The 8,377-nt window shown below is 72.3% G+C and carries 4 protein-coding genes; 3 read left to right on the forward strand and 1 reads right to left on the reverse strand.

Annotation, left to right across the window (positions count from 1 at the left end; all coding sequences use genetic code 11):
- Nucleotides 1–4,437, forward strand: a 4,437-nt coding sequence (locus ACYVE7_RS24220) for an NACHT and WD40 repeat domain-containing protein (RefSeq protein ID WP_460367490.1), incomplete at its 5' end; no start/stop codon positions are given.
- A 22-nt stretch (nucleotides 4,438–4,459) separates the two neighbouring features.
- Here ACYVE7_RS24220 and ACYVE7_RS24225 read toward each other — a convergent pair.
- Complete coding sequence (locus ACYVE7_RS24225; RefSeq protein ID WP_460367492.1) at nucleotides 4,460–5,482, reverse strand: LacI family DNA-binding transcriptional regulator; 1,023 nt, start codon at nucleotides 5,480–5,482, stop codon at nucleotides 4,460–4,462.
- 61 nt (nucleotides 5,483–5,543) lie between these two features.
- On the opposite strand from ACYVE7_RS24225, the gene ACYVE7_RS24230 reads away from it, so the two are divergent.
- Complete coding sequence (locus tag ACYVE7_RS24230) at nucleotides 5,544–6,587, forward strand: aldo/keto reductase (RefSeq protein ID WP_460367493.1); 1,044 nt, start codon at nucleotides 5,544–5,546, stop codon at nucleotides 6,585–6,587.
- Between the two features lies 1 nt (nucleotide 6,588).
- Nucleotides 6,589–7,008: an RbsD/FucU family protein gene (locus ACYVE7_RS24235; RefSeq protein WP_460367495.1), complete on the forward strand. Its 420-nt coding sequence runs from the start codon at nucleotides 6,589–6,591 to the stop codon at nucleotides 7,006–7,008.
- The last annotated feature ends 1,369 nt before the right edge of the window (nucleotides 7,009–8,377 follow it).

An 8,377-nucleotide genomic window follows, 5' to 3' on the forward strand; every position in this document is an offset into this window, starting at 1 on the left:
GCCCCGCCGTTCCTGCCGCCGCCCGGCGCGGGCCGCTACCAGGTCGTCAGGGTCGGCGCCCAGGGGCTGACCAGGTACGTCCGGTCGCTGGACGGCGAGCCCGTCCCCGAACCCGAGACCGTGCAGCATCCCTGGGAGGGCGGTTCGGCGACGTTCGCGCCCGAGGCCGAGGACAGGCTCACGGTGCCCGTCCCGCCGCCCGCCCTGCCCGAGGACGACGGGCTCCGTGCCGCCACCCCGGCCAGGCTGCTGCTCAACCGGGTCAAGGAGGTCTGCGAGACCAGGTACGAGCGGGCCAGGATCCGGCTCGAACCGGGCGACCCGCCCGATCTGCTCGTCACGCACGGCACCGGCGAGTTCGTCCAGCAGTTCCGGGTCGCCGCCCATCTCGGCGAGATCACCATGGCCGACATCGACGCCCTGTACGAGAAGCTCCATGCGACGGGCGGCGAGCAGTCGGCCGAGCTCGTCTACGAGGGCGCGCTGCCGGCCCCGTCGCTGTCGGGGTACGCGCTGCGCCGCCGGATCCGGTTGCGCAGCTTCCTGGAGTTCCAGGGGCTGCTGGACTTCACCGACTACGTGTCCCGGCAGACCGAGCGGCTGGCGGCCGACCAGCGCTACCCGCCGGGCCTGTACGTGGACCAGCGTTTCCGGGAGCTGGAGGAGCGGACGGCGCCGCCCCGCCACGATCTGCTGGCCGAGCTGCTGAACCTGCTCGCCACCGACCACGGCCGGTTCATCCTGGTGCTCGGCCAGTTCGGGCACGGCAAGACCTTCGCGCTGCGCGAGCTGGCCCGGCGGCTCCCGGCCGAACTGCCCCATCTGGTGCCGATCTTCATCGAGCTGCGGGCGCTCGACAAGGCGCACTCTGTGGACGGTCTGGTCGCCGCCCATCTGGCCAACCACGGCAAGGAGCTCAGCGACCTCAAGGCGTTCCACTACATGCTGCGGGAGGGCCGGATCGTCCTGCTCTTCGACGGCTTCGACGAGCTCGTCGCCCGGGTCACCTACGACCGGGCGATCCAGCATCTCAGCCGGCTCGTCGAGGTCGTCGACGACAAAGCGAAGATCATCATCAGTAGCCGCACCCAGTTCTTCCGGACCGAGAGCCAGGTGTACACCGCGCTCGGCCAGCGGGTCCGCGAGCTGCCGCACCGCAGGGTCCTGGTGGTCGAGCAGTTTCAGGAAGCCCAGATCCGCACCTATCTGGTCAACCAGTACGGCGGCGACAGCGCGCAGGCCGACGACCGGCTCGAACTGCTCGCCGAGGTGCCGGGCCTGCTCGAACTGGCGCAGAACCCGCGGATGCTGAGCTTCATCGCCCGGATCGACGACGACCGGCTCCGCGCCGTCGCGCACGGCCAGGCCAACGTCACCACGGCCGAGCTGTACCGCGAGGTGCTGACCTCGTGGCTGACCTACGAGGAGCAGCGCACCCAGGGCGTTCCCGGCTCGCCGCTCGGGCTGAGCGTGGACGACCTGTGGTACTCGGTGACGGTGCTGGCGCTGCGGCTGTGGGCGTCGGGGGAGTCCTACATCAGGCCCGCGGAGCTGACCAAGGTCGCGACGACCCTCGCCACGCTCGCGACGGGCGGGCTGACGGCGGAGGAGACCGCGCACGCCGTCGGCACGGGCAGCCTCCTGGTCCGCACCGAGGACGACCTGTTCGGCTTCATCCACTCCTCGGTCGCCGAATGGCTGGTCGCCAAGCACATCGCCGACCAGTTCGACGTCGGGGTGGTCGCGCCGCCCGAGCTGAGCAAACGGCTGCTGACCAGCCTGATCGTCAAGTTCCTGCGCGATCTGGCGGGCGACCAGGTCTGCCAGAACTGGGCGGAGCAGGTGCTGCGGGAGGCGCGGACCGAGGAGCAGTCCGCGGCGCGCAGCAACGCCCTCCAGATCACCAACGAGCTGCGGGCGTCGCGGAGCATGAACCTGCGCGGCGCGAACCTCGCCGGCGACGACCTGTCGCGCCGCGAACTCCAGGAGGTCGACCTCACCAAGGCCAACCTCAGCGAGGCGACCCTCGCCGGCACCGATCTGACCAGGGCGGTGCTGCGGCAGGCGAACCTGCGCGGCGCGCTGCTCAACCGGGCGATCCTCACCGGCGCCGACCTGGAGGGCGCCGACCTCAGCAAGGCCCGGCTGATCCGCGCGAACCTGCGCGGCATCCGCTGGCGGGGCAGCCGCTGGTCGCGCGCCGCCCTGATCGACGCGACCCTCGACTCCGGGCTGGCGAACGTGCCCGAGCTGCGCGGTGCGGCCATCGCCCCCGGCCAGCCCGTCGACGTCGAGATCCGGCCCGCCGCGATCGGCGTGCCCTACGGCTTCGACGAGGAGCTGGGACGGCTCCCCGAGCCGGTCGCCTACAACTTCGACGGCGATCTGCTGGTCGTCGGCAACGAGGACGGCGGCATCCTGGTCTGCGAAGGCGAGACCGGCCGCGAGATCAGGACCCTGATCGGGCACTCCGGCCGCGTGTATACCGTGGTGTTCGGCCCCGACGACCGGCTGCTGGTCACCAGCGCGTCCGACGGGACCGTCAAACTCTGGGACCAGGCCAACGGCCGGCTCCTGCACCGGCTGCCCGAACACGACCGCTGGGCGTGGCCGGTCCTGCTCAGCCCCGACGGCTCGCTGCTCGCCACCGGCGACGGCCAGGGCGACGTCCGGCTCTGGAACACCTTCACCGGCGCGCCCGTCCACACGCTGGGCGGCCACCATCCGCCCGTCTACACGGCCGTGTTCAGCGAGGACGGCAGGGTGCTGGCGACGGGCGACCGCAGCTCGGAGAGCAGTCCAGGCCGGGTCAGGCTCTGGGACGTCGCGACGGGCGAGCTGCTGCGCACCCTGGACGGGCACGAGGGCAGCGTCTACCGGGTGGCGTTCCGGCCGTCGGGGCCGCGCGCGATGGAGCCGCTGCTGGCGACGGGCGACTACGCGGGCAGCGTCCGGCTGTGGAATCCGGCGACCGGTGAGCTGGAGGCGACCCTCGATCCCGGACGCCGCAAGGGCGCGAGCGTCTACACGATGGCGTTCCATCCGGGCAACGCGATGCTCGCCGTCGGCACGACCGACGGGGCACTCCAGCTCTGGGACTCCAAGGAGCACCGGCGGCTCCAGGCGCTCCCCGACCACGGCGGCGCCGTCTACCGGGTCGGGTTCAGCCCGGCGGGCGAGGTGATGGCGAGCTGCGACAGCGAGGGCGCGATGCGGGTCTGGAACCCGCTGAGCGGGCAGCTTCTGGCCGAGATGACCGGCCACCGCGGCTCGGTCTGGCCGTTCGCGTTCCACCCTTCGGGCACGCAGCTCGCGACCAGCAGCAACGACGGGACGGTCCGGCTCTGGGACGTCACCGACCGGCGCGCCAAACGGGTGCTGCGCGGGCACGGCCGCCGGGTCACGGGCGTGTCGTTCAGCGCGGACGGCGAACATCTGGCGGCCAGCCAGAACGACGGGATCGTCCGGGTCTGGGATCCGGTCGTCGGCAGGCTCGTGCACCGGCTGTCCGGCCGGTCCTACCAGCTCACCTCGGCGATCTTCAGTCTCTCGGGGGACCGGCTCGCCACCGCCACCAACGACGGGCTGCTCGGGCTCTGGAACGCCAAGAGCGGCGAGCTGGAACGGGAGCTCAGCGCCAACACCGACCATGTGTGGGCGGAGGCGTTCAACCATGACGGGGAGCTGCTGGCCACCGCCAACGACGACGACCTCGTCTGCGTCTGGGTGCGGACCAGCGGCCGGCTCTGGCGCACCTTCACCCATCCGGCGCGGGTCCGGTCGATCGCGTTCAGCCCGGACGGCGAGCTGGTCGCGACCGCCTGCGACGACCACCGCGTCCGGCTCTGGGACGTCGACTCGGGCGAGCTGCGCGCCGCGCTCGACGGCCACACCTCACGCGTCCACCAGGTGGCGTTCTCCGCCGACCCGGGGGTGTTCGCTAGCGCTTCGGGCGACGGCACCGCGCGGGTCTGGGACGTCCGCTCCGGCCGGTCCGCGCAGGTGCTGGAGGGCCATCAGGGCGGGGTCTGGGCGGTGGCGTTCGGCCCGGACGCCGACACCGTCGTCACCGCCGGGGAGGACCGGGTGGTCCGGCTCTGGGATCCGCACGGCGGCGGGCTCCGCCACGAACTGCACGGGCACACCCGGCGGGTGCTGTCGGTCGCGGTCCACCCGTCGGGGGCCACCCTGGCCAGCGGCGGCGACGACGGCTCCGTCGTCCTGTGGGATCTGACGGGCGCCGCGCCGAGCCGCGCCCTGACCCTGCTCGGGCTGCCCGACGGCTGGGTCGCCTACGCCCCGGACGGCCGGTACAAGCGGGTCGGGGAGGTCGCCGAGCAGTTCTGGCACGCCGTCGGCATGGTCCGCTTCGACCCCGGCGAACTCGACCGCTATCTGCCGGAGCTCAACCAGCTCGCCGCCACGACCCCGTTCTAGGCGCCCGTTCTAGGCGCCTGTTCTAGGCGGCGGGCCACACCTTAAGCTCGGGCTGGAGCAGCACATGCCGGACCGGCGCCTCCGGATCGGTGATCCGCGCGACGAGCAGCTCGCCCGCCGCCTTGCCGATCTCGTGGGTGGGCTGCGCGATGATCGTCATCGGCGGGCTGAGCAGGCTGTGCCAGGTGAACTCGTCGAACGCGGCGATCGCCGGGGTCCGCGGCGGCAGGACGCCCCGTTCGTGCAGCGCGGTGAGCGCGCCGAGCGTCATCAGGTTGTTGGCGATGAGCAGCGCGGGGACCGGCGGTTCGAGGTCGAGGATCCGGAGCATCGCCTCGTGGCCGCCGCTCTGCCGGAAGTGGCCGACGAACTCCAGCGCGGGGTCGAACGGCAGCCCGGACGCCTGGAGCGCGTCGCGGTAGCCCTGGCGGCGCTGCGCGCCGGTCGTCGCCTCGGGCGGCCCGCCGATCAGCGCGATCCGGGTGAAGCCCTGGCTGATCAGGTGCATGGTGCCGAACCTGGCGGAGCTCACATTGTCCAGGAGCACGGAATCGATTTCGCCGCGCGCCGCGATCCGGTCCACCGAGACGACCGGAATTCCCTCGTCGACCAAGGGGCTCACATCGGTCACCGACTCGTTCACCGGAGCGATGATCACTCCGGCGGAGCGCTGCCGGAGCGCGGTGGCGATGCACTCCTCCTCTTTTCGGATGTCCTCATCGGAATTGAGGATCGTGAAATGGTAGCCGGCGGTGGCCGCCACTTCCTCGATCCCGCTGATCACACTGGTGAAGAACGGGTTCTCGATATCACTGATGATCAGAGCCCAGGTGTCGAGCCGCGGTTTGCGGGTGGGCGCCGCCGGATTCGCGCGATATCCCAGCCGCCTGGCCACCTGGAGCACTTTGGCGGCGAGTTCCGGCTGGACCGTATCGGAGCCTTTGAGCACCTGCGCGACGGTGGCCGCCGACACTCCGGCCTGTTCCGCCACATCGGCGACGGTCGGTTCCCTGTCGGACGCCTCTCCGGCGATTTCCGAGCTCATTGGATGAGCTTATCGCCTTGCACTACGATTGGCCGGAGAGTCGTCGGCCGAGGGCGGGGGAATGTCCAGTTCGCAGGCGAGCGTGACCGGTCTTCCGTCAGGGCTTCCCGCGTGGGGATTCGGCACGGCCCCTTTGGGAAATCTGTACCGGCCGATCAGCGACGCGGAAGCCGAGAAATCGGTCGCGGCGGCGCTGGCCGGTGGATTCGGCTATATCGACACCGCTCCGCATTACGGAGTGGGCCTCGCCGAAGAACGTCTCGGCCGGGTGCTCGCCGGAATTCCGCGCTCCTCCTACGTGCTGTCCACGAAGGTCGGCCGCGTGCTGCGGCCCCTCCGCGACGGCGAGGAGCCCGATCCGCAGGGCTACTTCCAGACCCCGCCGCGGGCCAGGGAGTGGGATTTCAGCCGTGACGGCGTCCTGCGGTCCGTCGAGTCCTCGCTGACCAGGCTCGGCGTCGACCGGATCGACATCGCCTACCTCCACGACCCCGACGACCACGAGGACGAGGTCTACCGGACCGGGTTCCCCGCGCTGGCCGAGCTGCGCGAGCAGGGCGTCGTCGGCGCGGTCGGCGCCGGGATGAACCAGACCGGGATGCTGCGCCGGTTCGTCGACCGGCTCGACTTCGACGTCGTGCTCTGCGCGGGCCGCTACTCCCTGCTCGACCCGTCGGCCGCCGGCGGGCTGCTGCCGCTGTGCGCCGACCGGAAGGTCGCGGTCGTGATCGGCGGCGTCTACAACTCGGGGATCCTCGCCGCGCCCGAAACCGGAGCCCACTACGACTACGCGCCCGCGGCCCGTCCGCTGGTGGAGCGGGCCCTGCGGCTGGCCGAGGTCTGCGCGCGGCATGGCGTCCCGCTCCGTGCGGCGGCGCTCCGGTTCCCGTTCGGCCATCCCGCGGTCACGACCGTGCTGTGCAGCGGGGCGTCCGCCGACCAGGTCACCGACAACCTCGAGATGATCGGCCGTACCGTGCCGGACGAACTCTGGGACGAACTCACAGCGGAGGGCCTCCTGCCCGCGGACGTGCCGGTGCCGGTCCACGGCCGGGTCCCCGCGCTGGGGAGCACGGCGGCGCCGCCCGGCGGAAGGGAACCCTGAAGTGCTCATCGGACCGGTCATCCACCCGGAGATCCTCGCCGCCCTCGGCAGGGGCGGCCACGGAGCCAAGATCCTCATCAGTGACGGCAACTACCCGCACGCCACGGCCAGCGGGCCCAACGCCGCGATCGTCTACCTCAATCTCGCGCGCGGCACGCTCGGCGCGCTCGACGTGCTCGGCCCGCTGGTCCGGGCGGTGCCGATCGAGGCGGCGACCGTCATGAAGCCGCCGGGCGACGAGGTTCCGGGGATCTTCGCGGACTTCCAGTCGCTGCTGCCCGCCGGCACGGCGTTCGAGGCGTGCCCCCGGTTCGACTTCTACGACCTGGCCAAGGGCGAGGACGTCATCCTCACCATCGCGACCGGCGAGTACCGCACCTACGCCAATCTGCTGCTGACCATCGGGGTGGTTCCCGACTGAGCAGCGGGCTCGGGAGTGCGGGACCGGACGGACCCTGGCGCGGGCAGGCGCTCAGCATCGCGGTCACGGACTTCGCCCCGGTCAGGTCCGACGACGATCCCGACTTCCCCGACGAGCTGCCGCCGCTCCCGTTCGCCGCGAGCTGCGAGCGCCTGCGCTCCTCGCTGCGCCGACTCGGCTACCAGGTCAGGACCGCCGACGAGCTCCCCGCGGCGAAGCTGGGGCACCGGCTCGCCGCGTTCCTGCGCGCCCCGGGCGGCGTGCCGCGGATCGTCCATGTGATGACGCACGGGCTGCCGCGCCCGCACGGCGGGCTCCACGCCGTCGGCGCAGACGGGCTCGTCCACACCACGACCGAGGTCGAAGGCTGGATGAAGCTCGTGGAGAGCCATCCGGCCGCGCCGTTCACGCTGTTCCTGCTCGACATGTGCCACAGCGGTTCGGCGGCGGTGCCCGCCTGGCTGATCGACAACCTGGACGCCCGGCACCGCGCCTGGGTGATCACCGCCTCGCACGGCGACGAGAGCGCGTTCGACGCCCGGTTCACCCTCGCCGCGGCCCAGGTGTTCGAGCGGCTCCGCGACGGCGCCCTGGAACTCCACCCGAGCACCAGATCCGCCTCGTTCGACCAGGTGGCGGGCGCGATCCGCGCCACGGTCACCCAGCTCACGCCCGCCCGCGGCTACCGGCAGGACGTCACCGCGAGCCCCCGCTACGCCTCGGTGCCCGCGCCCGAGCTGCCGTTCTTCCCCAACCCGCGCCATGTTCCCGGGCCGGTCTCCGGGCTCGGGCTCGACCCGGGGGTGGAGGAGCACGTCGACGAGGTCCTGGACGTCCAGCACTGGCAGGAGAGGGCGGGCGGCAGGGGACCGTTCGGGGAGCGGGCGCCGGCCGGGTGCTTCACCGGCCGGCGCAGCGAGCTGATGGCGCTGCGCGGCTGGCTCGACGCGTGGCTGCCGGGGATGGCGCCCTGGCGTGCGGGGATGCCCGCGCTCCAGGTCGTCAAGGGCGGTCCCGGCTCGGGCAAGTCGGCGCTGCTCGGGGTGCTGGTCTGCGCGGCGCATCCGCTGCTCACCGACCGGACCCTGCATCTGTGGTCGCGGATCGGGGACGCCGCGCCCGCCGTCAACCCGGGGATGGCGGCGGTGCATCTGCGGCAGCGGGACCTGCCCGCCGTTCTCGCCTCGATCGGCCGCCAGCTCGACCTCGACCGGCCCAACGGCGAGCCGCGGCCCGCGCACTGGACGGCCGAGGAGATGATCGAGGCGCTGGCGCGGCTGCCGTCTCCGCCGCCGCTCGTCTTCGACGCCCTCGACGAGGCCGTGGACGCCCGGGCCCTGGTGGACGGGTTCCTGCTGCCGCTCGTCCA

This window comes from Actinocorallia lasiicapitis (genome assembly GCF_054778695.1).

Excerpts from the sequence above, each read along its gene's own strand:
- ACYVE7_RS24225 (WP_460367492.1), bottom strand. The coding sequence starts at position 5,482 with ATGAGCTCGGAAATCGCCGGAGAGGCGTCCGACAGGGAACCGACCGTC.
- ACYVE7_RS24230 (WP_460367493.1), top strand. The coding sequence starts at position 5,544 with ATGTCCAGTTCGCAGGCGAGCGTGACCGGTCTTCCGTCAGGGCTTCCC.